Annotated in this window: 25 protein-coding genes; 22 read left to right on the top strand and 3 right to left on the bottom strand. The window is 45.3% G+C overall.

Annotated features, from left to right (window positions below; all coding sequences use genetic code 11):
* The first annotated feature begins 31 nt into the window (after positions 1-31).
* From polA to ACPD8L_RS14710, 10 genes are all read left to right on the top strand, one after another.
* Positions 32-2,866 carry a DNA polymerase I gene (gene polA, locus ACPD8L_RS14755; protein ID WP_423944165.1) on the top strand — a complete coding sequence of 945 codons (2,835 nt, stop codon included), beginning with the start codon at positions 32-34 and terminating at the stop codon, positions 2,864-2,866.
* Positions 2,823-3,365 carry a hypothetical protein gene (locus ACPD8L_RS14750; RefSeq protein ID WP_423944162.1) on the top strand — a complete coding sequence of 181 codons (543 nt, stop codon included), beginning with the start codon at positions 2,823-2,825 and terminating at the stop codon, positions 3,363-3,365. The genes polA and ACPD8L_RS14750 overlap by 44 nt, the downstream gene beginning before the upstream one ends.
* Positions 3,366-3,614: 249 nt before the next feature.
* Positions 3,615-4,130 (top strand): hypothetical protein, encoded by a 516-nt coding sequence (locus ACPD8L_RS14745; protein WP_421810825.1) that lies wholly within the window; start codon positions 3,615-3,617, stop codon positions 4,128-4,130.
* 68 nt (positions 4,131-4,198) lie between these two features.
* Entirely contained in the window at positions 4,199-4,822 is a 624-nt protein-coding gene (locus tag ACPD8L_RS14740; protein ID WP_423944159.1) for a JAB domain-containing protein, read from the top strand.
* A gap of 64 nt (positions 4,823-4,886) precedes the next feature.
* Positions 4,887-6,383 carry a hypothetical protein gene (locus ACPD8L_RS14735; protein ID WP_423944156.1) on the top strand — a complete coding sequence of 499 codons (1,497 nt, stop codon included), beginning with the start codon at positions 4,887-4,889 and terminating at the stop codon, positions 6,381-6,383.
* Between the two features lie 90 nt (positions 6,384-6,473).
* Positions 6,474-6,755, top strand: coding sequence for a thioredoxin domain-containing protein (locus ACPD8L_RS14730; protein ID WP_421810823.1), 282 nt, complete (start codon positions 6,474-6,476; stop codon positions 6,753-6,755).
* 99 nt (positions 6,756-6,854) lie between these two features.
* Positions 6,855-7,448: an SET domain-containing protein gene (locus ACPD8L_RS14725; protein WP_423944153.1), complete on the top strand. Its 594-nt coding sequence runs from the start codon at positions 6,855-6,857 to the stop codon at positions 7,446-7,448.
* A gap of 128 nt (positions 7,449-7,576) precedes the next feature.
* Complete coding sequence (locus ACPD8L_RS14720; RefSeq protein ID WP_423944151.1) at positions 7,577-8,239, top strand: DUF2306 domain-containing protein; 663 nt, start codon at positions 7,577-7,579, stop codon at positions 8,237-8,239.
* A gap of 40 nt (positions 8,240-8,279) precedes the next feature.
* The gene (locus ACPD8L_RS14715) at positions 8,280-8,837 is read left to right on the top strand and encodes a Crp/Fnr family transcriptional regulator (protein ID WP_423944149.1); all 558 of its coding nucleotides are present in this window, start codon (positions 8,280-8,282) and stop codon (positions 8,835-8,837) included.
* Between the two features lie 68 nt (positions 8,838-8,905).
* Complete coding sequence (locus tag ACPD8L_RS14710) at positions 8,906-9,652, top strand: SDR family oxidoreductase (RefSeq protein ID WP_423944146.1); 747 nt, start codon at positions 8,906-8,908, stop codon at positions 9,650-9,652.
* A 74-nt stretch (positions 9,653-9,726) separates the two neighbouring features.
* On the opposite strand, the gene ACPD8L_RS14705 is transcribed toward ACPD8L_RS14710, so the two are convergent.
* On the bottom strand, positions 9,727-10,290 hold the full coding sequence (locus ACPD8L_RS14705) for a hypothetical protein (RefSeq protein WP_421810818.1): 564 nt from the start codon (positions 10,288-10,290) through the stop codon (positions 9,727-9,729).
* Positions 10,291-10,466: 176 nt separating this feature from the next.
* On the opposite strand from ACPD8L_RS14705, the gene ACPD8L_RS14700 reads away from it, so the two are divergent.
* The gene (locus tag ACPD8L_RS14700; RefSeq protein ID WP_423944143.1) at positions 10,467-11,198 is read left to right on the top strand and encodes a sulfite exporter TauE/SafE family protein; all 732 of its coding nucleotides are present in this window, start codon (positions 10,467-10,469) and stop codon (positions 11,196-11,198) included.
* 2 nt (positions 11,199-11,200) lie between these two features.
* On the opposite strand, the gene ACPD8L_RS14695 is transcribed toward ACPD8L_RS14700, so the two are convergent.
* Positions 11,201-11,647, bottom strand: a complete 447-nt coding sequence (locus ACPD8L_RS14695) for a MarR family winged helix-turn-helix transcriptional regulator (RefSeq protein ID WP_116217186.1) — start codon at positions 11,645-11,647, stop codon at positions 11,201-11,203.
* 178 nt (positions 11,648-11,825) lie between these two features.
* On the opposite strand from ACPD8L_RS14695, the gene hppD reads away from it, so the two are divergent.
* The 5 genes from hppD (at position 11,826) to hisC (ending at position 17,526) form a co-directional block, all read left to right on the top strand.
* Entirely contained in the window at positions 11,826-12,959 is a 1,134-nt protein-coding gene (hppD, locus tag ACPD8L_RS14690) for a 4-hydroxyphenylpyruvate dioxygenase (RefSeq protein WP_423944140.1), read from the top strand.
* A gap of 86 nt (positions 12,960-13,045) precedes the next feature.
* Positions 13,046-14,203 carry a homogentisate 1,2-dioxygenase gene (locus ACPD8L_RS14685; RefSeq protein WP_421810816.1) on the top strand — a complete coding sequence of 386 codons (1,158 nt, stop codon included), beginning with the start codon at positions 13,046-13,048 and terminating at the stop codon, positions 14,201-14,203.
* A 138-nt stretch (positions 14,204-14,341) separates the two neighbouring features.
* Positions 14,342-15,562 (top strand): fumarylacetoacetase, encoded by a 1,221-nt coding sequence (gene fahA / locus ACPD8L_RS14680; RefSeq protein ID WP_423944137.1) that lies wholly within the window; start codon positions 14,342-14,344, stop codon positions 15,560-15,562.
* Positions 15,559-16,428 (top strand): flavin reductase family protein, encoded by an 870-nt coding sequence (locus ACPD8L_RS14675; RefSeq protein ID WP_293303227.1) that lies wholly within the window; start codon positions 15,559-15,561, stop codon positions 16,426-16,428. Before fahA ends, ACPD8L_RS14675 begins: the two co-directional genes overlap by 4 nt.
* 3 nt (positions 16,429-16,431) lie before the next feature.
* Positions 16,432-17,526: a histidinol-phosphate transaminase gene (gene hisC / locus ACPD8L_RS14670; protein WP_423944135.1), complete on the top strand. Its 1,095-nt coding sequence runs from the start codon at positions 16,432-16,434 to the stop codon at positions 17,524-17,526.
* A 7-nt stretch (positions 17,527-17,533) separates the two neighbouring features.
* Here hisC and ACPD8L_RS14665 read toward each other — a convergent pair whose 3' ends face one another.
* On the bottom strand, positions 17,534-20,185 hold the full coding sequence (locus ACPD8L_RS14665) for a DUF5916 domain-containing protein (RefSeq protein ID WP_423944133.1): 2,652 nt from the start codon (positions 20,183-20,185) through the stop codon (positions 17,534-17,536).
* A 241-nt stretch (positions 20,186-20,426) separates the two neighbouring features.
* Here ACPD8L_RS14665 and rplM point away from each other — a divergent pair, with 241 nt between their 5' ends.
* From rplM to frr, 6 genes are all read left to right on the top strand, one after another.
* Positions 20,427-20,882, top strand: coding sequence for a 50S ribosomal protein L13 (rplM, locus tag ACPD8L_RS14660; RefSeq protein ID WP_116217180.1), 456 nt, complete (start codon positions 20,427-20,429; stop codon positions 20,880-20,882).
* Entirely contained in the window at positions 20,882-21,268 is a 387-nt protein-coding gene (gene rpsI / locus ACPD8L_RS14655; RefSeq protein ID WP_116217179.1) for a 30S ribosomal protein S9, read from the top strand. Before rplM ends, rpsI begins: the two co-directional genes overlap by 1 nt.
* 208 nt (positions 21,269-21,476) lie before the next feature.
* Complete coding sequence (gene rpsB, locus ACPD8L_RS14650) at positions 21,477-22,538, top strand: 30S ribosomal protein S2 (RefSeq protein ID WP_423944129.1); 1,062 nt, start codon at positions 21,477-21,479, stop codon at positions 22,536-22,538.
* 84 nt (positions 22,539-22,622) lie between these two features.
* On the top strand, positions 22,623-23,447 hold the full coding sequence (gene tsf / locus ACPD8L_RS14645; protein WP_116217177.1) for a translation elongation factor Ts: 825 nt from the start codon (positions 22,623-22,625) through the stop codon (positions 23,445-23,447).
* Between the two features lie 138 nt (positions 23,448-23,585).
* Positions 23,586-24,293: a UMP kinase gene (gene pyrH / locus ACPD8L_RS14640; RefSeq protein ID WP_116217176.1), complete on the top strand. Its 708-nt coding sequence runs from the start codon at positions 23,586-23,588 to the stop codon at positions 24,291-24,293.
* Positions 24,294-24,336: 43 nt separating this feature from the next.
* On the top strand, positions 24,337-24,891 hold the full coding sequence (gene frr / locus ACPD8L_RS14635; RefSeq protein WP_293303236.1) for a ribosome recycling factor: 555 nt from the start codon (positions 24,337-24,339) through the stop codon (positions 24,889-24,891).
* The last annotated feature ends 75 nt before the right edge of the window (positions 24,892-24,966 follow it).

Here is a 24,966-nt window from a genome sequence, read left to right as displayed (position 1 = left end):
TGAACATTGTTAATTGACCATTGAAAATAATATGTCCGAACAAAAACGACTTTTTCTACTTGACGCCTACGCCCTGATCTTTAGGGGTTATTACGCCCTCATTAAAAACCCACGGATCAATTCCAAAGGAATGGACACCTCCGCCATTATGGGGTTTGTGAACTCCCTTTTTGATGTGATCAAACGCGAACAGCCCGATCATTTGGCCGTGGCCTTTGACAAGGGTGGCAGTGTGGAGCGCACCGAACTTTTTGAGGATTACAAGGCCAACCGGGACGAGACCCCGGACGCCATCCGCATTGCGGTGCCCTATATCCAGGATATCCTCAAAGCCATGAAAATTCCCATTGTGGAGTTGGAAGGATATGAGGCCGATGACCTTATCGGGACGATAGCCAAACAAGCCGAAAAAGAGAACTACAAGGTCTTTATGGTGACCCCGGACAAGGATTTTGGGCAATTGGTGAGCGAGAACATTTTTATGTACCGCCCGGCGCGAATGGGCAACGGCATAGAAATCTGGGGCATCCCCGAAGTGCAGAAACGCTTCGGCGTGAAACGTCCGGAACAGGTAATCGATTATTTGGGAATGATGGGCGATGCCAGCGACAATATTCCCGGACTGCCCGGTGTGGGCGACAAGACCGCCAAAAAATTCTTGGAGCAGTTCGATTCTTTGGAAGGACTGTTGGCCAATACAGACCAGCTCAAGGGAAAAATGAAGGAAAAAGTGGAGGAAAACGCCGAGCTCGGCCGTTTGTCCCGCCAATTGGCCGAAATCAAAATTGATTGCGATGTACAGTTCCACGCCGAGGATTACGAAATGTGTCCCCCCGATGCCGAAAAAGTACAGGAAATCTTTGAGGAGCTTGAGTTCCGTAGGTTGAAGGAACAGTTCATTAAAATCTTCTCCGGGGAAACTGAGCCCAGCGCTCCCGTGACCAGCACCGAAACCGCCAAACAGGAGGCCAAAGTGGCCGGAAGCGGTCAATTTACCCTTTTTGGGGGCGACCCCGCCGAGGCTGCGGCCACCATCAAGGACCATAGCGGCCGAAAGACCGTTGCCGATGTGCCCCATTTTTATCAGACCGTGCAACATGGATTGGGCATGGAGCTGTTCTTGGAAATACTCCTGAAACAGCCCACCGTCTGTTTTGATACGGAGACCACCTCCATCAACCCCTTGGAGGCCGAGCTGGTGGGGATTGCCTTTAGCTGGTCGCCCGGAAAGGGATTTTACGTACCCTTTCCCGAAGGGAAAAACGATGCCATGCCCCTGATCGAAAAATTGCGTCCCTTCTTTGAATCGGAAAGCATTGAAAAGGTGGGGCAAAACCTCAAGTACGACATCAAGGTTATGCAGAACTATGGTGTGGAGGTCAAGGGCAAGCTGTTCGATACCATGCTGGCCCACTACCTCATCAACCCCGATATGCGCCACAACATGGACGTACTGGCAGAGACCTACCTCAACTACACCCCCGTTTCCATTACCGAACTTATCGGCAAAAAGGGCAAGAACCAGCTCAGCATGCGACAGGTGCCTTTGGAAAAACAAACGGAATATGCCGTGGAGGATGCCGACATCACCTTTCAATTGGGGCTGCACTTTGCTCCGGAACTGAAAGAGGCCCAAACGGACAAACTGTTCGAGGACATTGAAGTGCCCCTGCTCCGCGTCTTGGCCGATATGGAACGTGAAGGCATCAATCTGGATGAGGACTACCTAAAAGACCTCTCCACTGCCCTTGAAACGGACATTGCGGAATTGGAAAAGAACATCTACGAGCAGGCCGGGGAGCAATTCAACATTGCCTCTCCCAAACAGTTGGGCGACATCCTTTTTGACAAGCTGAAACTGGTGGACAAACCCAAAAAGACCAAAACGGGACAGTACTCCACCGCGGAGGACGTGCTCTCCTATCTGGCCAAGGACCATGAGATCATCCAAAATGTGTTGGACTACCGCGGACTGGCCAAACTCAAAAGTACTTATGTGGACGCCCTGCCCAACGAGGTACAGAAAGAAACGGGCCGCGTGCACACGGACTATATGCAGACCGTGGCTGCCACAGGCCGTTTGAGCAGCAACAACCCCAACCTGCAGAACATTCCCATCCGTACCGAACGGGGAAGGCAGGTGCGCAAGGCCTTTATCCCACGGGATGAAAACTACGTGCTGCTCGCTGCGGATTACTCCCAGATAGAGTTGCGCATCATTGCGGCCCTGAGCGAGGAGGACACCATGATTTCCGCTTTTAAACACGGGGAGGACATCCATGCCTCCACGGCATCCAAGGTATTCAATGTGCCGATTGGGGAGGTGACCCGCGAACAGCGTAGCAATGCCAAAACGGTGAACTTTGGGATCATTTATGGGGTATCGGCCTTTGGGTTGAGCAACCAAACGGACCTGAGCCGTACCGAGGCCAAGGACCTCATAGACACCTATTACAAGACCTATCCCAAACTGCGCAACTACATCAGTGAGCAGATAGATTTTGCCCGGGACCATGGCTATGTGCAGACCATTTTGGGCCGAAGACGCTATTTGAAGGACATCAACGCCGGCAACCAAGTGGTGCGTGGCGCTGCGGAGCGAAACGCCGTGAACGCGCCCATTCAGGGGAGTGCGGCGGACATCATCAAGATTGCCATGATCAACATCCACAAAAAGCTTTCCGAAGGAAAGTACAAGACCAAGATGTTGTTGCAGGTGCATGATGAATTGGTGTTCGATTGCTACAAACCCGAGCTGGAAGAGATGAAAAAACTCATTAAGGCCGAAATGGAAAACGCCTATAAACTCTCCGTGCCCTTGGATGTGGAAGTGGGCGTGGGCGAGAACTGGTTGGAGGCGCATTGATGAAAAATCGGCTTATTCTATGTTGAAAAAGTTTTTTTACATATCTCTTTTCATAATAATGGGATGCGAATCAAAAAATGATATTACCACCATATATTCAAGAGAACTTATTGTTTTTGATTTCGAGGAATTGGTTCGTGACAACTCGGTTGAACTGACCAAAATAGAGAATGATAGCTTAGTTCGATACAAGTACAAAAATCTGGCAGATTCGACAAAAAGCATGATTTTCAGTTATCTAAAAAATCAGGACAAGATATACTTTGGACCGGAGCAGTTTCATTTGAAAGAGAAAATATATCTTACAGAAGGATTGGTCTTTGATAAATATGAAACCGAGCCCATTCCAGATGGTATGGGCCCTCTACTTTTTAATAAAGATTATGGGGTTTTGGCTTTTGATAATGGTTGGGGATTGCAATTTCATTTTTTAACCGAAAACAATAAAGAAAACTTCCGTTTACCAATTATATATGATTACGCTGAAAAAATAGAGTAAAGCCATGTATTAGTAGAAGGCATATCTCCAGTCAAAAAATTATCCCCAAAGCCAAATCCTACAAAATGCTATCTTTAGCCTAGACACCAAAATCCTGAACAATTCTTCGTGGAAATTACCCGATCAGACATCATCCAATTAATCGAAGAAAGAAAAACCGATTCTTTTGAAACCCATTTCTGGAACATTTTAAAGAGAGATTTTCGACCATCCGGAGAAATTGGGAATCGAGAAATCAAAGTTTGGCGGATGAATTTTTGGAATGGATTTTTTTATCCCATTTTTCAGTTCGATCTAAACAAAGAAGGCCATTTGGTCAATATTTCGGATCGTATCAACCCAGTGGGCAGATTATTCCTGAGCCTATTCTGCCTTCTGACCTGTATTCCATGGTTTTATTGGATTTTCGACGATTTTGACGTATTGGAACACTGGCCACAAATCTTGATAGGCCTTATCTTTCTCGGAACTCTTATCCTGATTGGCTTCAAAATCTATAAAATGGAGATGAAAATGCAACTGAAAGAGATCTATGAACTTTTGGATATGGAAATCGAACATTCCGAAACCAAAAAAGAATGGGGCTGGAAAAAAATAATGGTTCGTTTGATCATGTACCCTCTTTCACTTTTTTTGATTCTTGTCTCTATTTTTTTCACCCTCCCCGCGAAAGGTTATTTTACAGTACTTGTCGTATTGATCATCGTAGGACTATACCTCTATTCCGATGTGAAAATCTTAATGCAAAAGAGACGGCGTAAATAATATCCAGTATATTTATTCTTATTGAAACCTCCCCAAACCCAAATCCTACAAAATGCTATCTTTAGAACATGGACATTAAACTCACTAAAGCCGAAAAGATCAAAATCCTCAACGCTTTCGATATTTATGGCATCATGCAGCGCATTCTGTTGCGTGAGGACAAGATAGACCAGGACCGCGAGCACTTTTGGGTCATCGGGCTGGCCAACAACAACCGCATCCTTTTTATAGAGCTGATCAGTCTGGGCACGGTGAACCGCGCCCTGGCCGAACCCATGGAGGTCTTTAGCCTGGCGCTCCAGAAAAGGGCCGTAAAGATCGTCCTGTGCCACAACCACCCATCGGGCGAGTTGGTGCCCACCGAGGTGGACAAGGACATCACCGACCGCCTTATACAAGTGGGCATTATTGTGAACACCGAGGTGCTGGACCACTTGATCATTACCACCGAGAGCTACGTGAGCTTTAAGAACATGGGGCTTATGGAAGAACTGGCCGAAAGCACCCAGTACGTGCCCAACTACGTGCTCAAGGAACGCTATAAAAAAGAGGCCGCCGCCCTAGCGCAACGGAAGGAAAAATTGGAAATCGCCCGGCAACTCAAGGCCAACGGAGTGGATGTGGAAACCATTGCCAACTCCACCGGCCTTACCGTAGAGGAAGTGAAAAAGTTGCGGGGGAAGCGGAAATAAATCCAAAATGGTTATCTTGAAGGCTTTTGTCCATTAAAACAAAAACTGTTCAACCTTAGCCTACATGAAGCCGATTATCCTCACCTTCCTTATTGCCTTTACTTTTTTTTCCTGTTCCAAAGACAGTTCCGATCCCATAGAAAACGAGACCCCGGTTGCCCTGCCCACGCTCACTACTTCAACGGTCTCGGAAATTGATGGGGAAACCGCCAGCAGTGGGGGCAATGTCACCAACGATGGTGGTGCCACGATTACGGCAAGGGGCGTTTGTTGGAGCACTTCGGCCAACCCTACCGTAGCGGACAGTAAGACCACCAATGGCACAGGGACAGGTAGTTTTACAAGCTCTTTGACCAATTTATCGGCAAACACGGAATACCATCTAAGGGCCTATGCCACCAACAGCAAGGGAACCGCATATGGCAACGAAGTGATCTTCACCACCGAAAAAGCTCCTTCCTTGGTTTATGAAGGGGATATCTATTTAAGCACCCAACAACAAGTCAATGATTTTGGAGATCAGGGCTACACAAGAGTTGCCGGTCATTTTGGAATTATTGCCCAAGAGAACAGTATATACAGTTTGGAGCCTTTAAAAAATCTGGAAACCGTAGATCAGAATTTCTATGTAAGAAGCGTATTTACCCTGACCAGTCTTGATGGCTTGGAGAATCTGACCAATATAGGAGGGAGCATTGAAATTCAATACAATACTGACTTGGCCGACCTAAAAGCTCTCCAAGGCATTCAAGAAATCGGAGGTTACTTGAGCATTGCTTCAAACCCTAAATTGAAGAACTTGGATGGGTTTGAAAATCTCACCACAATTGGTGGTTATTTGGCCGTTGATTTTAACGACATTCTAGAAAATATTGATGGGTTAAGCAGCTTGACATCCACTGGTTATGGACTTTATATTATTTCCAATCCTTTACTACAGAATATCAACGGACTTTCCAATCTGACTACGATAGGTTTAAACTTGACCATATACCTTAATCCGTCCTTGACCAATCTTGATGGATTGAGCAACCTCTCGACCGTTGGCACATTGGTTAGGATAAGCTCGAATGACATCCTTACAAGTATTGAGGGGCTCAACAAACTTGAGATAATCAATGGGGGATTGTTAATTTTCGAGAATCCATTATTGACCAGCTTGGAAGGGCTTAATAACGTTGTACAAATTGATGAGCAAGTAATGATTAACGATAATTCTTCATTGAGTGATCTCAGTGGGCTCAACAACCTTGAACAGATCATCGGCTCCCTAGTGATTTCCAGAAATTCTGCATTGACCAGCGTCGATGGACTCGAGAATATTGTGAGAATTGAAGCCGGATTAAAGATTGATGGCAATGACTCCTTGGCTAATTTGGATGGATTAAGTTCTTTAACCACCCTTAATGAGTCACTAACAATAGATGGAAACTCCACCCTAACCGATCTATGCGGAATTAAACCAATGATGGACAATGACTTTCCGGGTATTTATAGTATACAGTTTAATGCTTTCAACCCTAGCCTACAAGACCTAATTGATGGCAATTGTAGTCAGTAAGATGGATTCCTCAGCAACATTACCTGACAGCAATGAAATTTGACCCTAGCTGTTGGCTGATATATGGACATTAAAGACAACCTTCCCACCATGGAAACACAAAACATTGAACTCCTCTATTTTACCGGCAAAACCTGTGGGGTCTGCAAAGTGCTAAAACCAAAGTTGTTGGAAGCCGTTCAAGAAAATTTTCCCAAGGTAGCCATTCGTGTGGTGGATGTAGAGGAGGAAGTGGAGTTTACCGGGCAATCCATGGTCTTCACCCTCCCGGTCGTAATTCTCAAGGCAGACAGCAAAGAAATGTACCGCTTTGCCCGCAGCTTTTCAGTGTATGAAGTCTTGCAAAAACTCAAGCGCCTGAGTGGGGAATAGGATTTTTTACCCTAAAAAAATCACACAGTCACACCCCTAAAATTTCCATCAACGGATTGAACAATTTTATACCTTCAACTAAAAATTCAAGGATATAAAATGATTCATCCAGATACAGAATTAAAGTTTATCAGCAATGAGATCGGCTATGGCGTAGTGGCCACCAAGTTCATCCCTGCGGGCACCATCACATGGGTCTTGGACTGCTTGGACCGCGAGTTCACCCCTTTGGAGCTCCAACAAATGGACCCCATTTACCAAAACATCTTGGACACCTACACCTTTCGCAACAACAAGGGCAATTACATCCTCTGTTGGGACAACGGGCGGTACGTGAACCACAGTTTCAACTCCAATTGCCTGACCACGGCCTACGATTTTGAGATCGCCATCCGTGACATACAGCCCGGGGAACAACTGACGGACGACTATGGCTACCTCAACATTCCCCTGCCCTTTAGGGCAGCCGATGAGGGCACCCGCCGCAAAATCGTGTACCCGGACGACCTGCGGAAATACTACAAGGTGTGGGACAAAAAAATTGAAAAGGTGTTCGGGAACATCACCAAACGGCAACAGGCCCTTCGCCCCTTGCTCCCCGAAGCGCTTTGGGACAAAATTGAGGGCATTGTGGCCGGCAAGGAGGAACTGGAGTCCATCCTTTCCAATTTTTACAATGGGGAAAGTGTATAAACCACTTGTTTTGATTATGCAATAGTGTTTTGTACAATCCATCCCCAAAAAACAACAGTTGGGGTATTTACATTGCATAAACATGCTGGTCGGTTTTAGTTTTGGACCATAACACTAAATCAACCAACATGGAACAGGTCATTACCATTTTAATCTACATCCATGCCTTTTTTGGCGGGGTGGGACTGCTCACCGGCATTGGGAGCATTATTGTTAAAAAGGGAAGCTCCCTGCACAAAAAATTGGGTAGGGTGTTCTCCTATGCCATGATAACAAGTTCGTCCATGGCCATGTTCATTTCCCAAATGCCCAACCACAAAAACCTATTCCTGTTCCTCATTGGACTGTTCACCATTTATATGGTGCTGGCCGGGAACAGGGCCCTCACTTTTAAAGACAGGACCAAGAAAAAGGCAGATTTTCGGGATAAATCCATTTCTGGCTTGATGTTGGCCGCATCAGTGGTTATGATCGTAATCGGAAGCATTGGGGTATTCCAGCAATTGGACGGGGCCGTTCTCTATATTTTCTTTGGAGGGTTTGGGGCCTTTCTTTCGCTCAGTGATTTTTGGATGTTCCGAACCTTTTCCAAGAAGAAAAATGCTTGGCTCATCAGTCATTTAGGGCGAATGAACGGAGCTTTGATCGCATCTATAACGGCATTTCTGGTGGTGGGCACGGGCATACAATCGCTCATTGTATGGATTGCTCCTACCGTGTTGGGAACCCTTTACACCACCTATTGGAACATAAAAATCAGAAGGCCCAAAAGCAAATCTGCGCAAGCATAGGTCTTTGCAATCCCGATCATTAGTATCTTTAGGGCAGTTCATGAAAGAAGTGCTGCAACAGATATTGCCCAAGGACAAAGTGGAACAACTGCTCGCCATAGGTCAGGTGAAAACCCTACAAAAGGGCGATTACTTTGTCCGGGCAGGGGAAATCCCCAAAGGCTTTGCCTTTGTAAAATCGGGACTGTTCAGATATGTGTACATCACCCCCAAGGGGAACGAGTTCACCAAGGGCATCATCATGGAGCATGATTTTATCAGCTCCTACTCGGCCATGACCTCCAATACCCCTTCCCATTTTTTTATCGAGGCGATGGAAGATGCCGAAATTTTGGTCATTCCCTACCCAAAATGGCTCGCACTTTTTGAAACGGATGTGTTTTGGGTGAAATTCTTGTTGAAATCCATTGAAAAGGGATTTTCCAAAAAAGAAAAAAGGGAACGGGACCTCTTGCTCTTGAATGCCGAAACCCGATATCTGGATTTTTTAGAGGAATATCCCAACATCGACAAAAGGATCAACCAGACCATTATTGCCTCTTATCTGGGCATTCAGCCGGAAAGTCTCAGTCGAATCCGGAAAAATATGCAGACTTAACATACATCAATGCCGTGCCGGTTCCACCGATTTACTTTTGGTGCGTATCAACTGTAAATGCAAAAAACATGAAACTATCCGGCAACACCATTTTGATTACGGGCGGAAGTTCGGGCATTGGCCTTGAACTCAGCAAACGCCTGATCAACAACCAAAACAAGGTCATCATCTGTGGGCGTTCCCCACAAAAGTTGGAACGGGCCAAAGCAGAGCTTCCCCAACTGGAAACCATCCAATGCGACCTTTCCCAAAAAGAGCAATGCAAAGCATTGGCCCAAGAAGTGATGGAGAAGTACCCTGAAACCAATGTACTCATCAACAATGCGGCCTTGGTCCATAAGGTTGATTTTCTCACCACGGACCACATTATGGAAATGGCGGAACAGGAAGTGGAGACGAATTTTTTGGCCCCGCTTCGGCTGATCCATTTTCTGTATCCGCAATTGCAACAAAACGCAGATGCACACATCATCAATGTCACCACCGGCCTTATTTACACCCCTCGGGCAGATTATCCTTTTTACAATGCCACAAAAGCAGCCCTCCACTCCTTCACCCAAGTCTTCCGGAGCAAAACGGAAACTGGTAAGGTGCGGACCGTTGAGGTCATGTTCCCAGTGGTGAACACCCCATGGCACAAGGGTAATCCGCCCAAAATCGCCATCTCCACCGAAAAAGCTGTGGATGGAATGCTTGCAGGGCTACAAAAAGGCAGTCCCGAGGTGAGGATTGCAGGCGTAAAATTGCTTTACAAAATCTCAAGGATCGCCCCAAAGTTCGCTTTCAACAAAATAAACAGTCTTGCAAATGCGTGATTTCACATCCGTCCCAACCTCTAGAATCAAAAAAGGCACCTTAAAAGGTGCCTTTTTCATTTGCTCAAAACATGTTAGTTGCCAAAACTGTTGGCCAATCTGGGTTTGGGACTTTTGCTCCCTTTAAACAAATCCGATAACGGTTTAAAGTGTCGCTTCCACTGGTAGGGAGCAAAGTCAAACCATAATTTTGCCTCGGCCAATTCGTTTCCATCAATTTCAAAGCCATTTTCCACGGCAAAGTCCAAGCTGTCAAAAGAGTTGGCAGATTCTTCCACCCCATCCCTATAGATGAACTGGTTGCCCCAGCCGGCCAAATAAAAGCGTAGGGCGGTATATTTTCCCTTCGGCAGGGCTAGCAGGCTCTTGGAACGTAGGAAACATCCCGAAGAGATACCTTTTAGCACCACAGGATTCTGTCCTGGAAAATCCACGACCTGGTGTTCTTTCCCATCCATATCCACGGCTGCCAATTTTACAATGTTCAGGGTCATTTCAGAAACCTTGAGCGAGGTGGCCGCATTGTTTTTCATGATCAGCTCCTTGCTTCCGTTCTGTGGCGCGTACCAATCGGCCATGATGCTGGGCGTGAAAGGTACTGTGCTCCATATTGTTGGATAAAATCTTGTCTTTTTCATAATCCTGTATATTAAAATTATACAAGGGCAAAGTTGCGGTGGATTTGAAATGCGTGCGTCCATAGAATTCACCAGTTTCTATGCTGTATTACCCATATGATGGAATTTAGGCTTATTTTAGGTTAATATTTTGTAAACTATCCTTTCTTTGTGACGCAACAACCGACCAAAATCCCATGAAAGTCAATTATTTTTTTCTGCTTCTGGCCTTGGTTGCCGAAATCATTGGGACCATTGGTGGCTTTGGGTCTTCGGTCTTTTTTGTGCCCTTGGGCAACTTTTACTTTGATTTTTATTCGGTGTTGGGCATGACGGCCATTTTCCATCTATCCAGCAACCTGAGCAAGATCTTTTTGTTCAAGAAAGGGTTGGACAAAAAACTCTTGCTGTACATAGGGGTTCCCTCTGTATTTTTTGTGATTGTCGGCGGATTTCTCTCAAAACTGGTGGATGGCTATGCCCTTACCTTGGTTCTCGGTGTTTTCTTGGTGGTCTTTAGCCTATTGTTCCTCATTAAAAAAGAGATCGTGGTGCTGCCCAATAAACGGAATGCGGTCATCGGGGGGACACTTTCGGGCTTTTCCGCAGGGCTTTTGGGAACCGGCGGTGCCATACGGGGGTTGACGATGGCCGCTTTCAATCTGGAAAAGCATGCGTTTATTGCCACTTCGGCATTTATTGATTTTTTGATTGATTTTTCCCGAACCTTTGTCTACTATAACAACGGATATATCGGGAAACAGGAACTCACCTACCTCCCCTTTTTGTTCGCCATTGGGTTGATAGGGACCTATTTGGGCAAAAAGATACTGGCGTACATTCCACAAGACAAATTTAGGAGCTTGAGCCTGCTGTTCATTCTTCTAATCGGTCTGGCCACCTTGATACAGTTGATGGTGGCAAAGTGACCTTAACTTTGCTCGTAGTTCTCCCCTATTTGGTCCAAGACCTTTAAAAAGATCTCAAACTCATTTGGCCCCAGATTTTTTACTGCCAATTTCCGCAATTGGAGCGCGTGCGGCAATACGAGGTCAATCACCTCTTGACCTTTGGAGGTAAACTCCAGCTTAAATCGTTTTTGGTCGCCATCAAAACGGGTTTTGGCAATCCAGCCCTTTCGTTCCAACCCACCAATGACCCGTGAAGTTGTGGCCCTATTTCGGAAATTGCTACGTACAATGTCCCGTTGGCTGGCCTCATCGCCCAACTCATAGATGCGGTGCAAGATCACCCACTGTTCAATCGTCATTTCAACACCCAACTCCTCAAAGGTTCTCAAATAAGCGTCTTGAATCTTGCGAAGGACCAAATCCAAGTGCAATCCAATCCCCTGTATGTCATCTATATGGTTAAGCATCAGTTTTTATGTTCCAACAAAAATAGGGATTCCCTTTTTATGGGTCTTGCCCTTCCCTGTACCATGGCTCCCAATTTTAACCTAAAATTTAACGGAGAAAACGATTCCGTTCCATTTAAATAATTATTTTTGTTGCATTGACAACAAAATTATTTGAGAACTCAAAATATTCATCATCATGGAAACATCAACACTTCACAAAACATCCGATCAGGCAACAGATTTTATGCCGATAAACGGTACAGATTATATTGAGCTTTACGTAGGCAACTCCAAACAAGCCGCCCATTTCTACAAAACCGCCTTTGGTTTCCAATCTCTGGCCTATGCCGGGCTGGAAACTGGGTTAAAAGACCGTGAAAGCTATGTGGTGGTACAGGATAAAATCCGATTGATCCTTACCTCTCCCCTAAAAAGCGGGACCCAAATTGGAAAACATATTGACCAACATGGCGATGGGGTAAAAGTAGTAGCCCTGTGGGTAGACGATGCTACCTATGCCTATAATACTGCCATGGAACGTGGCGCCAAATCGTACATGGAGCCCAAAGTGGAAGAAGACGCTACGGGAAAAGTGGTACGCTCCGGTATATACACTTATGGTGAAACCGTGCATGTTTTTGTGGAACGCAAAGATTACGATGGGGTATTTCTTCCTGGCTTCAAAAAATGGGAAACCCCGGATTACAACCCTACTTCCACCGGTCTAAAATATGTTGATCACATGGTGGGCAATGTAGGTTGGAACAAGATGGACCATTGGGTAGGGTTCTACGAAAACGTCTTGGGCTTTAAGAACATCCTTTCTTTTGATGACAATGACATCTCTACAGAATACACTGCCTTGATGAGCAAGGTGATGAGCAATGGCAATGGCCGTATCAAATTCCCCATCAATGAACCTGCGGAAGGAAAGAAAAAATCACAGGTAGAGGAGTACCTCGATTTTTATGAAGGCGAAGGGGTACAGCACATCGCCGTGGCTACGGATGATATCATCCAAACCGTCCGAGATCTTAGAAGTCGCGGAGTTGAATTCCTACGTGTACCGGACACCTACTACGAGGCCGTGACCGACCGTGTGGGCAAAATAGATGAAGATATTGCCCCTTTGAAAGAGCTGGGTATTTTGGTAGACCGTGATGATGAGGGCTATTTGCTACAGATCTTCACCCGTCCCGTGGAACCCAGACCCACCATGTTCTTTGAAATCATTCAAAGAAAGGGTGCACAATCATTTGGAAAAGGTAACTTTAAGGCACTGTTCGAAGCCATTGAGCGCGAACAAGAGCTTCGGGGAACATTGCATTAATAGTTGTAAATTATAAATATTGAATTTTAAGTAGGGCAGTGTACCCACTATTCAACACTTAGCACTGATAACTTAAAACTTAAAAAATGCCTATCTATCATAAACTCGGGAAAATACCGCAAAAGCGACACACCCAATTCGAGAAACCCAAGGGTGGGCTCTATTATGAGCAATTATTTGGCACTATAGGTTTTGATGGGATGTCGTCCTTGCTCTACCATATCCATCGCCCTACGCAGGTCAAGGAGATTGGCCAGGCCGTGGATGTACGCCCAAAGATTGCTATGGACAAGAACATCACCAGCCGCAAGCTCATTGGTTTTGATGTGAAACCCAAGGACGATTTCTTGGAATCCCGTGAACCGCTTTTGGTCAACAATGATGTCCATATTGGACTGGCGGCTCCCAGAAAATCCCTTACGGCGTATTTCTATAAAAATGCCGATGCGGATGAAATGTTGTTCATTCACAAAGGTTCTGGGACCCTAAAGACCTTTTTGGGCAATATCCCTTTTGAATATGGGGATTACCTCATCATTCCCCGAGGAATGATCTATCAGATTGAGTTTGACACGGAGGACAATCGCATCCTCTATGCCGAATCTTTTCACCCCATGTACACACCAAAGCGCTATCGGAATTGGTTCGGTCAATTATTGGAGCATTCGCCTTTCTGCGAACGGGACTATAAATTGCCACAAGACTTGGAGTCCCATGATGAGACCGGGGAGTTTTTGATGAAAATCAAAAAGGAAGGCATGTTGCACCAGTTGGTCTACGCGACCCATCCTTTTGATGTTGTGGGTTGGGATGGCTACAATTATCCGTACGGTTTTTCCATTCATAATTTTGAACCCATCACGGGCCGGGTACATCAACCACCACCAGTGCACCAAACCTTTGAAACGAGTGCCTTTGTGGTATGCTCCTTCTGTCCACGGTTGTATGATTATCATCCAAAGGCCATTCCAGCACCTTATAACCACTCCAACATAGATTCTGATGAAGTGCTGTACTATGTGGATGGTGATTTTATGAGCCGTACCGGAATTGGACCAGGGTATATTTCATTGCACCCTGCCGGGATCCCACACGGACCACACCCCGGAACCTACGAAGCCAGTATTGGTAAAAAGGGCACTGAGGAACTCGCCGTGATGATAGACACTTTTAAACCATTAAAGATAACCGAGAATGCCCTCAAGATTGATGATGGCAAGTATTACAAATCTTGGGTAGAGTAAAATTAAAGTACGGTCATTTCGAAATGAGTCCTGATAGCATCGGGACGATTGAGAAATCCCAATTTACAGATTTCTCACGTTCGTTCGAAATGACATAAATAGATTCCCACCTACGCGGGAATGATATAAACACCATTTATGATCATAGATATCCCTGAAAATTCAGACTTTTCAATCCATAATATCCCATTTGGGATTTTTTCCACCAAAAACCGAAGCCCACGGGCCGGAGTTGCCATAGGAGACCATATTTTGGATTTGGTCGCAGTCGCGGAATTGGACGTTTTTGATTTCAACGTGGCCGTTTTGGAGCGGGAAGACCTCAATGATTTTATCTCCTTGGGAAAGGAAATCACTTCAAGGGTCAGAAAGAAAATCCAATATTGGCTCAAGGACGATACTTCCCCATTGGCAGGTAAACCTGAATTGTTCGTAAAACAATCCGAAGCGCAAATGCACATGCCGGTCTGCGTTGGTGATTATACCGACTTTTATTCCAGCATTGAGCATGCCACCAATGTGGGCAAAATGTTCCGTGATCCGGAAAATGCCCTGTTGCCCAACTGGAAGCACATTCCTGTGGGCTATCATGGCCGGGCCAGTTCCATTGTGGTGAGCGGCCAACCCATTCACAGACCTAAAGGGCAAACCCTGCCAAAAGACGCCAACACTCCTGTTTTTGGACCCTCCCAACGACTGGACTTTGAACTGGAGATGGGATTTGTGGTGGGCAAGAACACCAATTTGGGCGAAAGTGTATCCACCAAGGAAGCGGAAGACTACATTTTTGGACTGGTGTTGTTCAATGATTGGTCTGCACGGGATATTCAAAAATGGGAATATGTACCATTGGGTCCATTCTTGGCCAAGAACTTCGCTTCTTCCATTTCCCCCTGGATCGTTACTTTGGATGCTTTGGATCCATTCCGGGTGGCCGGACCTGAACAAGAGCCCAAAGTGCTTCCCTATTTGGAGTACGAAGGAGAAAAAAACTACGACATCAACCTTGAAGTGGGCATCACCCCGGATGGAGGTGATGAAACCACTGTTTGCCATAGCAATTTCAAATACATGTATTGGAATATGGCACAACAATTGGCGCATCACACCGTGAATGGTTGCAACATCCATGTGGGTGATATGATGGCCTCCGGCACTATTTCCGGAAAAGATGAAAACTCCTATGGTTCCATGTTGGAGCTGGCCTGGATGGGTACCAAACCTGTACAACTGAACGATGGTTCCGAGCGCAAGTTCATCAATGATGGCGATACCGTGACCCTTCGCGGTTATGCACAAAAAGAAGCCATACGGGTTGGTTTTGGAGCCGTTTCCACTAAAGTATTGCCTGCAAAATGACCAAGACCGTAGACCCAAACCAAATTTCGCAACCTGAGCTCCACAGTATCATGCTGACTGCAGTGGCGCCAAGGCCCATCTGTTTTGCCAGTACCGTGGATAAAGAGGGCAATGTAAACCTGAGCCCGTTCAGTTTTTTCAATGTATTCAGTTCCAATCCACCCGTGATGATCTTTTCACCTGCACGCAGCGGTAGGGACAATAGCCTGAAACATACCCACGAGAATGTCAAGGAGGTCCCCGAAGTGGTCATCAATATCGTCAACCACGACATGGTGGAACAAATGTCCTTGTCCAGCACAGCCTATGACAAAGGCGTGAACGAGTTCATAAAAGCTGGCTTCACCCAAGTGCCTAGTGAAAAAGTAAGACCTCCCCGTGTGGGCGAAGCCCCTGTTTCATTTGAATGTAGTGTAATGGAGGTCATTGAACTGGCCCAAACCCCGGGAGCTGGCAATTTGATTATGGCCAAGGTGGAACTGATCCATATCAACGAAGCCTATTTTACCAATGGTATTTTGGACACCGAAAAATTGGATTTGGTAGGCCGTATGGGAGGCAGTTGGTATATCAGGGCCTCGAAGGATGCCCTTTTTGAAATTCCCAAGCCACTTCGCACCAAAGGTATGGGCGTGGATGCGCTGCCCAAGGGTATTCGGGAAAGTGAAGTACTCACGGGAAACAATCTAGGGCGATTGGGAAATATGGAACAACTTCCTTCCAAGCAAGATGTGAAGAACATCTCCCAAGCACCTGAAGTAAAAACATTGTCCAAGATTGATTTGCACCGCTTGGCACAGCGAGTTTTGGAAGAAGGAAATGCCCAGAAGGCCATGTCCATTTTGTTGCATGCAGAAACACTATAATTCATGAAAAACGGAATAGAATCCATTTTCAAGGCCCATTTGGTGCCCAAAGACGTATATAAAGGGGGTAAGAACATCCCTCCTTCCAATAAAAAGATATATAAACTTTCCTCCAATGAAAATCCATTGGGGGCCTCACCCAAAGCGGTTGAGGCCATAAAAAAAGTCGCCAACCGGATTGATTTATATCCCGATCAGACCGATATCCGTCTCCGACAGGTCCTTGCCCAAGATTTTGATGACAAACTGAACGAAGACCAATTTCTTTGTGGTAATGGTGGTTCCGAAATCATAGATATGATTCTACGGGCCTTTATCAATGAAGGGGACGAGGTCATTTATTCCAATCCCTGCTTTTTGCCCTATTCGGTCTTTTCAAGGTGGTATGGCGCCAAACTGATTGATATTCCGTTACTTCAGCCCAATTACACCTTGGATGTGGAAGGAATCCTCAATGCCATTTCGGAACGGACCAAGGTCATTTTCCTGACCAGTCCCAATAATCCTACGGGAACCTATATCCCCAGACCGATCATGGACGACTTTATCTCCCGTATCCCCAAAAACATTGTGGTGGTGTTTGATGAGGTCTACCGTCATTTTGCCGATGCCGAAGACTATGTGACCGCGCTCCCCTATGTGTTGGGCGGTCATAATGTGATAGGCCTAAACAGCTTTTCAAAAACCTATGGATTGGCAGGCCAACGGGTAGGCTATTGCTACACCACAGCAACCATTGCGAACTACATTCGGTTGATCCACAAACCCTTTTTGTTGCCGCAGACCTCGTTGGAAGCAGCTCTCTGTGCTTTACATGACCATGTTTTTATCGAAAAAACCGTTCAAACCATACGTGAAGGCCGAAAGTTTTTGGCCAAAGCCTTTGACGAAATTGGAATTACCTACTGGCCCAGTCAGGCTAACTTTTTCATCATAGACCCCCCGCTTCCTGAAATGGAATTCACCGATAGAATGATGGACGAAGGCATCATGGTACGGCCGGTGTCCCAATTTGGGGCACCTGGAAAGGTCCGCATTACCATTGGGGACCATGAGGCCAATGTGGCCTTGACCAATGCGCTTAAGAAGGTTATTTAGCTTTCAATCATAATACAAAACGGTAGGTAGCCTTCAACAGGAAGATATTCTGCGGTTTCTGTCCAAAAATGTTATCGTTCAAACTGGGCAATAATCCGTTTGTGGGATCTCCATCGCGGGACACGTCTTGGGACCATACCAAGAACAGTTCGGAACCTGGGATGTATTCCCATCGAATTACCAAATTGGAGCGGAACTGCACAAATGAAAAGTCTGGATTGTCAAAACTGAAATCTTCGGTACCGTCCAGATTTTCATCAACGGAATAGACATCATCCATTAAGGTAACCTGATCTTGACCATAGGTCATGATCCTATCTTCAAACCGTTTGGCCGTGGCATCGGTCACATGTTTAAAGTTCGTATACCTACCTCTGGAAATAAAAGGTTGCCCCCAATATTGAATGGTAAGGTTAGGGTTGATGGTATAGTTCAATCGGATGGACATACTCAAGGTGCGCTGGTCAATCTCACCATTTAGGTATCGGGGTGACCCGTTCACATCATCAAAATTGTCCACAAACTGGAGTTTATCATGGTTGATACGTAGCGAGGGAAAAGCCGAGACACTCAAGGCATTGATCGGTTGATAGGTTACCCCTCCCTCCATATAATAGGACTTGTATGAATTATCCAGTGCCTTTTGGCCATTGTGGAAATAGAAAAACCGCATTTTCTTCCGGTTATCCGTCTCAATATTGTTCCAAAAGCTCACCCAGGGCGATAGCCGTAGTCTAGGGCCTCCCCGCAAGGCAAAGTTGGAATATTCAAGAGGTGCATAATTCAAACCAATATTACTGAACCAATTGCCTTTCCAGTTTTGCCAGCTGTTGGTATTGAATTGCAAATAATTGTGATTGCCCCCATAGTCCCAAGCGGTGTAATGGTTGTAATTGATGCCCAATTGTCGAAACGTGTTGTCCGGTTTCAAGGTGCGATAGCCTATCCAGGTGTAATGCCGAATATCATCGGACTGGCGTTGAAAGCCAATATCGTTGAGTTCGAGTTCCGGGGAACGCCAGGTTGCCCCACTTTCAAATCTAAAATTACCTTTACCGAGCTTCCCTATCTGAAGATTACCTCCTGTACCGGTCAAGGAAGTCCTGGTTGAATCCAGCTCCAAGTAGTCGGCATCAACACGGTGAAACAGGTGGGTGATGGATTCTTGGGTATTCTTGATGGCAGCTTCACCCCCTTTTACATGGCTAAAAGTGATGTTTCCCTCCAAGTACCAATCCCTATTGTTCCATTGGTGCTTAAAATCGACTCCTCCTGTAAACGCAGATCGATGTAAAAAGTCAAGGGCTTGGGGCAATTCTTCCCGATGGGTAGCCGTAAAGATACCTCCTATATATGAGTTCCGGTCATTGAAGTCTTTCTGCAATCTTCCCACAAAATAATTGGTCATGGGCTCTACCATCTCCTTTCTACGATCACCGTTCACTCCCGAAACGGTGGCCCGTCTTTGGGCGGTGACACTTTCCAAAACACCAATGGCCCAACCATTCTTGGTCTTACCACTGAACTTGGCCGCTCCTATGATCGGGGTATTGGCCGGTTGGTCCACAAACTCACCATCTTCGGTATCGGGGCTTCCCTGTGGGCTTCTACCGATACGCCTCGAATAAAATATATTGTCGGAACCAAACGTGTTGCCGGCCTCGGATTGGGAAACATTAAAATCAAAAATGTTTTTGTTCTCGACAAAAAAGGGTCGCCTTTCTTGAAAGAAAATTTGGAATCCATCCAGAGCAATGGCCGAAGGGTCCGCTTCCACTTGCCCAAAGTCGGGGTTGACGGTCAAATCCAAGGTAAGGTCATTGGTCACCCCTATCTTGGCATCCAGCCCTACGGTAATATTGCTATCGCTGCCATCCTCAAAGGGATTCCCCTCCTCTGCTTCAAAGGTCTCGGTCTTGGCAACCGTGTAAGGTTGAATTTCCACTTGCCTTTGGGGTTCAATGTTCTTAAGTCCATGCAATTCTCCAAACTCACTGGTCCATCCAGCAACATCCCTAGGCAAACGCTGCCACACGGAGCGCTCCTCGTTCCTAAAATACCTTCGCATCACCTGAAATCCCCAGACCTGATCTTCGGCATGGCCAAACTTGATTTGACTGAGCGGTATTCGCATTTCGGCGGTCCATCCTTCTTCATCCGTCTGTGTTTTTACATACCATATGGGATTCCAACTATCGTCTTCATTGGCCCCATTGTTGGATCCAAAAACATCTCCTTTTACCCCTGCTGCGGTGACAATGAAGCCAAAAGAGGTCCGCTTGTCCAAATAACTATCTATAAAAACACCGATCCAATCCCCTTCAAAACCATCCCTTCGGGACAGACGTTTTACAATTTTCCCCGGCTCGTCATCAAAACATCGGATACCTATATATAATGACTTGCTATCATAGAGTACTTTAAATGTGGTCTGTTGGCTGGGCGGTGTGTTCTCATCTGGGCGCTGTTCAATAAAATTATCCCCCCACTCCACCAGATTCCATGAAGGATCATCCAAGACACCATCAATAATGGGTGCTCCCTCCATACCCAATGCTTGGGTCCTATATCTCTTTTTGGGAACTACGGTAGTTGAATCCTGGGCTTGTAGAATTTGGATAAGGAAGATACATACAAGGGAAAGGCATGCTTGTTTCACTATATTATTTTTTGATTGATTGAGGTAAAGACCCATGAAGAAAGCACCAGTTACAGTTTGAGATGACTTTATATTTTTTTTAACAAAAGATGGTGGATTTAGCCGTTGTTTTGCCTCTTTCCCATATAAAATGGAAAAAGCAAAAAAATATTCCCAATCAACCATTTGTAATTCAATCTAATAATTGTACATTTGCAGCCCGTTTATCGGGATAGGTTATTAAATCAATACTATTAGAGAAGTGGACACATTAAGTTATAAGACTATTTCCGCCAATAAATCTACCGTTGACAAGCAATGGTTATTGGTTGATGCTGAAGGACAGACATTGGGAAGATTGGCGTCAAAGGTAGCCAAATTGCTTAGGGGAAAATACAAGACCAACTTTACTCCCCATGTGGATTGTGGTGATAATGTCATTGTGATCAATGCCGAGAAAATCAACTTGACCGGCAACAAATTGGATGACAAAGTATATTTAAGATATACTGGATATCCTGGAGGACAGCGTTCTGCTTCCGCCAAAGAGGTATTGGAAAAGCATCCTGAGCGTATTATCGAAAATTCGGTAAAAGGAATGTTGCCCAAGAACAGACTTGGAGCCGACCTTTTCCGAAACCTTAAGGTATATGCCGGATCTGAGCATGGCCAAGAAGCACAAAAACCCAAAGCAATAAACTTAAACGACTACAAATAATGGAAGTGGTTCATAAGATTGGTAGAAGAAAGACTGCAGTAGCAAGAGTGTATGTTTCCGAAGGAAAAGGGAACATCACCATCAATAAAAGAGATTTGAACGACTACTTCTCCACAGCTACATTGCAGTATAAGGTAAAGCAACCTTTTGCTTTGACCGAAACTGAAGACACCTACGATGTAAAAGTAAATGTTTACGGCGGTGGAATCACTGGTCAAGCAGAGGCCGTTCGTTTGGCTTTGTCCAGAGCCATGTGCGAAATCAACGAAGAAAACAGAACTGTTCTTAAACCAGAAGGACTCTTGACAAGAGATCCAAGAATGGTGGAAAGGAAGAAATTCGGTCAGAAGAAAGCCCGTAAGAAATTCCAGTTCTCCAAACGTTAATATTTCGGTGCAATTGCACCTATATATAAAGTTCATTGAAAACCCTGGAATCCATTTTTCAGGGTTAAATTTTTAACCAAGTTGTCGTTGTTCCAAAAAGGAAAAAAATGGCTTTTTGGAATTTAGTTTAGCATCTAAATGGAGAGGGCGAACTTTTGTGACCACCTTTCTATTGCTACTACAACGGAACGTAAACTAAGTACAAAAAATGGCAAGTAAAATCGAAGTCAAAGACTTATTGGAAGCAGGTGTACACTTTGGACACCTTACCAGAAAGTGGAATCCCAACATGGCGCCCTACATCTACATGGAGCGTAACGGAATCCACGTCATCAACCTTTACAAAACAGTTGCAAAAATTGAAGAGGCCAACGAAGCCCTTAAGAAAATTGCAGCTTCTGGACGAAAAATCCTTTTCGTAGCCACAAAAAAACAAGCCAAGGATATTGTTGCAGACAAAGTATCCAAGGTAAACATGCCCTACATCACTGAAAGATGGCCCGGTGGTATGTTGACCAACTTTGTCACTATCCGTAAAGCCGTTAAAAAAATGGCTTCCATCGACCGCATGAAAAAGGACGGTACCTTTAACACCCTTTCCAAAAAAGAAAGATTGCAAGTAGACCGTTTGCGTGCCAAGTTGGAGAAAAACTTGGGTTCCATTGCAGACATGACCCGTTTGCCCGGTGCCATCTTTATTGTGGACACCATGCGTGAGCACATTGCTGTAAAAGAGGCCCAAAAATTGAACATCCCCATTTTTGCCATGGTGGATACCAACTCAGACCCAAGACCCATCGATTATGTTATCCCTGCCAATGATGATGCCGGGAAATCCATCGAAGCCATCTTGTCACACGTAACCGATGCCGTAGCCGAAGGTTTGGCCGAGCGCAAGAACGATAAGCAAGACGACAAGGAAGAAACCGAAGCTCCAAAAAAGGAGAAAAAAGCAGAATCCAAAAAAGAGGAAACTGTCGAGGCTCCAAAGAAAGAGAAAAAAGCTACAGCCGTTGAGGCCGAAGATTTGACCAAAATTGAAGGTGTTGGACCTAAAGCCGCCGAAGCATTGGTAAACAGCGGTGTTGCCACCTATGCCGATTTGGCAAAGGCAGACCCTGAGAAAATCAAGGAAGTTTTGACCGAAGCCAGTTCCAACTTGGCCCATCTAGACCCAACCTCTTGGCCAAAACAGGCTAAAATGGCCGCTGATGGTAAGTGGGACGAACTAAAGGAATGGCAAGACAGCGTTAAAGGTGGGGTTGAATAATCCAAAACCTGATTTAACATTGAGCTAAAACGAAACACTTTTTTTGTGTTTTACTTTACATAAATTTTTAAAAAAGCAAAGAAAATGGCTAAGATTACCGCCGCAGAAGTAAATAAACTAAGACAGACCACCGGAGCTGGTATGATGGATTGCAAAAAAGCTTTGGTTGAAGCTGAAGGTGATTTTGAAAAAGCAATTGAAATCCTTAGAAAAAAAGGTCAGAAAGTTGCTGCCAACAGAGCCGACAGAGAGTCTTCTGAAGGTGCTGCCATCGCAAAAGTAAATGCCGATGCCACAGAAGGTGTTGTGATTTCATTGAACTGCGAGACCGACTTCGTTGCCAAAAACGAAAGTTTTGTCAAGCTTGCCACCGATTTGGCCGATTTGGCCTTGGGTTATGGCAGCAAAGATGATTTCCTTGCCGCTTCATTTGAGGGCATGACCGTTGCTGAAAAATTGACGGAGCAAACTGGTGTAATCGGTGAGAAAATCGAGATTGCAAGTTTCGAAAAATTGAGCGCTCCTTTCGTAGGTTCATACATCCACGCAGGAAACAAAATCGCTACTTTGGTAGGACTTTCCGCCAATGTGGATGGTGCAACAGAAGCCGCCAAGGACGTTGCCATGCAGGCAGCCGCCATGAACCCGGTTGCGCTTAACGAAGAAGGTGTTGACCAATCCGTTATCGACAAAGAAATCGAGATTGCAAAAGACCAATTGCGTCAAGAAGGAAAGCCCGAAGCCATGTTGGACAATATCGCCAAAGGTAAATTGAAGCGTTTCTTCAAAGACAACACCTTGGTGAACCAAGATTTCATCAAAGACAGCAAACAGAGTGTTGCCCAATACGTAAAATCGGTAAATGCTGATTTGCAGGTTACTGCATTTAAAAGGGTAGCCTTGGGTTAATACACCCAATACAATAATTAAAAAACCGCTTCTTCAGGAAGCGGTTTTTTTGTTTCTATTCTCTTTATCCATCCTATTTTCTCTTCGTTCCCCATAAATTTTTTTGATTATTTTTGTCCGAACTTCAAGACACCCTCAATGCAATACAAAAGAATCCTGTTAAAACTTAGTGGCGAAGCGCTCATGGGCGAGCAACAATATGGTATCGACGCAAAGCGTTTGGCCGAATATGCCGAAGATATCAAAGCCGTAGTGGAAAAGGGTGTTGAAGTGGCCATTGTCATTGGCGGCGGGAACATTTTTAGAGGACTTTCCGGAACCAGTCAGGGTATGGATCGTGTCCAAGGAGACCATATGGGCATGTTGGCCACCGTAATCAATGGATTGGCCCTGCAAAGTGCCTTGGAACATCAAGGCGTGGAAACCCGCTTGCAATCCGCCATCAAAATCAATGAAGTGGCCGAGCCTTTTATTAGAAGAAGGGCCATCCGCCATTTGGAGAAAGGAAGAGTGGTCATTTTTGGTGGAGGTACTGGAAATCCCTATTTCACCACCGACTCTGCCGCAGTATTGCGCGCCATTGAGATTGATGCCAATGTTATCCTTAAGGGAACCCGGGTAGATGGAATATACACTTCGGACCCCGAAAAAGACAAGAATGCCACCAAGTTCGATTCCCTTTCCTTCAAGGAGGTACTCTCCAAAGGATTAAAGGTAATGGACACCACTGCCTTTACGCTGAGTCAGGAAAACGAACTTCCCATTGTGGTCTTTGATATGAACACAAGGGGCAACCTTATGAAAATAGTTTCCGGTGAAAATATTGGAACCGTGGTCAATATTTAAATTGGCACACGCTTTGATTTGAGACAATTAAACTTAAAAAATTATGGACGAAGAAGTAAAATTTGTACTTGATAGCGCTAAGGAAAGCATGGATGGAAGTATTTCCCATTTGGAAAAAGCCCTCGTAAAAATCCGTGCCGGAAAGGCAAGTCCAGTAATGCTTTCCACTGTAATGGTGGAATATTATGGTTCCAAAACCCCACTTTCACAGGTGTCCAACATCAATACCCCAGATGCCAGGACCATTTCGGTACAACCTTGGGAAAAAAACCTTCTTGGAGAAATCGAAACGGCCATCATGAATGCCAATTTGGGCTTCAATCCCATGAACAATGGTGAAATGATCATCATCAATGTCCCCCCCTTGACCGAGGAAAGAAGGATTCAGCTTTCCAAACAAGCCAAGAGCGAAGCGGAAGATGCCAAAGTAAGTATTAGAAGCGCCCGACAGGAAGCCAACAAGGAGCTTAAGGCCTTGGATATTTCCGAAGACTTATTGAGCAATGCCGAGGTCGATGTACAGGAACTGACCGATTCATACAGCAAAAAAGTAGACGCTATTTTATCCGTCAAGGAAGCAGAAATCATGAAGGTGTAAAACCAAGGTATAGATTGCCTGCTTTCCTAGGAACACAGCCGATCATTTTCTACCTTTGCGCCCAACAAAACCCAA

It is taken from the genome of Flagellimonas algicida, assembly GCF_049629585.1.
Taxonomy (GTDB): domain Bacteria; phylum Bacteroidota; class Bacteroidia; order Flavobacteriales; family Flavobacteriaceae; genus Flagellimonas.
The sequence above is the reverse complement of the archived record's forward strand: the minus strand, read 5'-3'. Positions and strand labels throughout refer to the sequence as shown.

Bases quoted from the DNA above. Each gene is read 5' to 3' on its own strand.
- polA (WP_423944165.1), top strand. From the start codon at position 32: ATGTCCGAACAAAAACGACTTTTTCTACTTGACGCCTACGCCCTGATC.
- ACPD8L_RS14750 (WP_423944162.1), top strand. From the start codon at position 2,823: ATGTGGAAGTGGGCGTGGGCGAGAACTGGTTGGAGGCGCATTGATGAA.
- ACPD8L_RS14745 (WP_421810825.1), top strand. From the start codon at position 3,615: ATGAATTTTTGGAATGGATTTTTTTATCCCATTTTTCAGTTCGATCTA.
- ACPD8L_RS14740 (WP_423944159.1), top strand. From the start codon at position 4,199: ATGGACATTAAACTCACTAAAGCCGAAAAGATCAAAATCCTCAACGCT.
- ACPD8L_RS14735 (WP_423944156.1), top strand. From the start codon at position 4,887: ATGAAGCCGATTATCCTCACCTTCCTTATTGCCTTTACTTTTTTTTCC.
- ACPD8L_RS14730 (WP_421810823.1), top strand. From the start codon at position 6,474: ATGGAAACACAAAACATTGAACTCCTCTATTTTACCGGCAAAACCTGT.
- ACPD8L_RS14725 (WP_423944153.1), top strand. From the start codon at position 6,855: ATGATTCATCCAGATACAGAATTAAAGTTTATCAGCAATGAGATCGGC.
- ACPD8L_RS14720 (WP_423944151.1), top strand. From the start codon at position 7,577: ATGGAACAGGTCATTACCATTTTAATCTACATCCATGCCTTTTTTGGC.
- ACPD8L_RS14715 (WP_423944149.1), top strand. From the start codon at position 8,280: ATGAAAGAAGTGCTGCAACAGATATTGCCCAAGGACAAAGTGGAACAA.
- ACPD8L_RS14710 (WP_423944146.1), top strand. From the start codon at position 8,906: ATGAAACTATCCGGCAACACCATTTTGATTACGGGCGGAAGTTCGGGC.
- ACPD8L_RS14705 (WP_421810818.1), bottom strand. From the start codon at position 10,290: ATGAAAAAGACAAGATTTTATCCAACAATATGGAGCACAGTACCTTTC.
- ACPD8L_RS14700 (WP_423944143.1), top strand. From the start codon at position 10,467: ATGAAAGTCAATTATTTTTTTCTGCTTCTGGCCTTGGTTGCCGAAATC.
- ACPD8L_RS14695 (WP_116217186.1), bottom strand. From the start codon at position 11,647: ATGCTTAACCATATAGATGACATACAGGGGATTGGATTGCACTTGGAT.
- hppD (WP_423944140.1), top strand. From the start codon at position 11,826: ATGGAAACATCAACACTTCACAAAACATCCGATCAGGCAACAGATTTT.
- ACPD8L_RS14685 (WP_421810816.1), top strand. From the start codon at position 13,046: ATGCCTATCTATCATAAACTCGGGAAAATACCGCAAAAGCGACACACC.
- fahA (WP_423944137.1), top strand. From the start codon at position 14,342: ATGATCATAGATATCCCTGAAAATTCAGACTTTTCAATCCATAATATC.
- ACPD8L_RS14675 (WP_293303227.1), top strand. From the start codon at position 15,559: ATGACCAAGACCGTAGACCCAAACCAAATTTCGCAACCTGAGCTCCAC.
- hisC (WP_423944135.1), top strand. From the start codon at position 16,432: ATGAAAAACGGAATAGAATCCATTTTCAAGGCCCATTTGGTGCCCAAA.
- rpsI (WP_116217179.1), top strand. From the start codon at position 20,882: ATGGAAGTGGTTCATAAGATTGGTAGAAGAAAGACTGCAGTAGCAAGA.
- rpsB (WP_423944129.1), top strand. From the start codon at position 21,477: ATGGCAAGTAAAATCGAAGTCAAAGACTTATTGGAAGCAGGTGTACAC.
- tsf (WP_116217177.1), top strand. From the start codon at position 22,623: ATGGCTAAGATTACCGCCGCAGAAGTAAATAAACTAAGACAGACCACC.
- pyrH (WP_116217176.1), top strand. From the start codon at position 23,586: ATGCAATACAAAAGAATCCTGTTAAAACTTAGTGGCGAAGCGCTCATG.
- frr (WP_293303236.1), top strand. From the start codon at position 24,337: ATGGACGAAGAAGTAAAATTTGTACTTGATAGCGCTAAGGAAAGCATG.